Annotated in this window: 2 protein-coding genes; one reads left to right on the top strand and one right to left on the bottom strand. The window is 42.8% G+C overall.

All coding sequences use genetic code 11. The annotated features are described in order from the left end of the window. The first annotated feature begins 129 nt into the window (after nucleotides 1-129). On the top strand, nucleotides 130-789 hold the full coding sequence (locus JQM82_RS15580) for a Crp/Fnr family transcriptional regulator (protein WP_235251327.1): 660 nt from the start codon (nucleotides 130-132) through the stop codon (nucleotides 787-789). 10 nt (nucleotides 790-799) lie between these two features. Here the strand turns inward: JQM82_RS15580 and JQM82_RS15575 are convergent, their stop codons facing one another. After that, entirely contained in the window at nucleotides 800-1,504 is a 705-nt protein-coding gene (locus JQM82_RS15575; RefSeq protein ID WP_235251328.1) for a PAS domain-containing protein, read from the bottom strand. Nucleotides 1,505-1,515: the final 11 nt, after the last annotated feature.

The following is a 1,515-nucleotide window of genomic DNA, read 5'->3' as shown; positions in this document are numbered from 1 at the left end:
AAAAGGATGTATGTCAATTATAAAGTGATACGAAATTTTGAATGTATAGACGTCTGCAGTTGTCCGCATCTGAAAGAATATGATAATATGATGCCAGAGTAATGTTAAGAAGAATCGGAGAGGTACAGTATGTATCATAAGGAATTATACAGGTGTTTTTTGTTTCGTGAGATGAGTCGGGAAAAGATAGATTCGATTCTTGGGCTGTTAAAGGGCCGGATAAAAAGCTACCAGAAAAATGAAATCGTGATATCGGAAGAAAGTGAAGTGCGGGAAGTAGGAATTCTGTTATCCGGAGAAATGTGTAAAGTGCGATATTTTTCAGACGGAACAGAGCAGATGGTCCAGAAACTTCAGAAGTCCTATATGGTGGGGCTTGAGATTGCCGCGAGTATGAAGAAGACGAGCCCGTACAGTATGTATGCATCGCAGCCTTCGGAAGTGTTCTGGTTCCCGGTCAGGTGTCTGGAAGAACCGGGAATTCTCGAAGAGGCGGACAGGATCCATCTGTACCAGAGAATCGTATATTTTCTGGCCAATGAGGATATCCGGAAATACCGGAAGATCGAGATCCTCTCTTCCGGGAGTGTTCGGGAGAAGATTGAAAAATATCTGTGTATTCAGAAAATACGACATCAGAGTAATGAGTTTGATATTGATTTTAACAGGGAGGAGCTTGCAAATTATCTGGGATTGAATCGGAGTGTGCTGTCGCATGAATTAAAGAATATGGAAAAGGACGGTCTTTTGACCGTCCGGAAAAATCATTTTGTTTTACATCGGATATAAGAAGATCTGTTTATTGAAAGGTAGTGATTTCGCTCAGATAACGATAAACAGTTGCTGTTGAGCAGGAGAATTTTTTAGCGACGAAGGAGATAGCTCCTTTCAGCTGGAAGAGTCCCTGCTCATTTAATTTGGTCATAACCTCTTTTCGTTCATTCTGATTCAGCCGGTCGTTTGGCGTATCCAGTCCGGCGGTTGCGTCATCAAAGATCTTTTGCATCAGCGTCGGAATATCCATTGGGAAGTTCTCGGTTATGGAAGAATACTGTTCGAGTGCTTCGTCGGAAGACGCGGGAACCGTCTTGTCAAACTGCAGACTGCCTGCGCCAAAAGAAGCAGGATGAACGATCGAAAGGAGTGACTGGGTCAGTTCTGTATAACGACTGTCGTCAAAGTTGATGCAGAGCAGACCGATCGGTGTGCCATTGTCATCTTTGATAAACATTGTAGAAGAACGAAGCGTATGTTCGTTTTCGGTTACTCCTCTATAATTACATAAGAAGTCGTTTTTCACGTATGCTTTCGACGAAAGCATCTGCAATGCTGCATTGGTCAGTGGGCTTCCAATCGTGCGTCCGCTGATGTGACCATTGGCGATTGCAATGATTGCATTATTTTTTGAAGTCAGATCCTGAAGGACGACTTCATAATCCGGTCCAAGTGCTTTCCCCAGAAAATCAACGAGTATTTTGTACTGTTGAAGAATGTCAGATGTCATATTATTTCCCC

It is taken from the genome of Faecalicatena contorta (assembly GCF_021531995.1).
Taxonomy (GTDB): domain Bacteria; phylum Bacillota; class Clostridia; order Lachnospirales; family Lachnospiraceae; genus Dorea_A; species Dorea_A contorta_A.
Note: the sequence above shows the minus strand (reverse complement) of the source record. Positions and strands in the feature narration are given on the sequence as shown.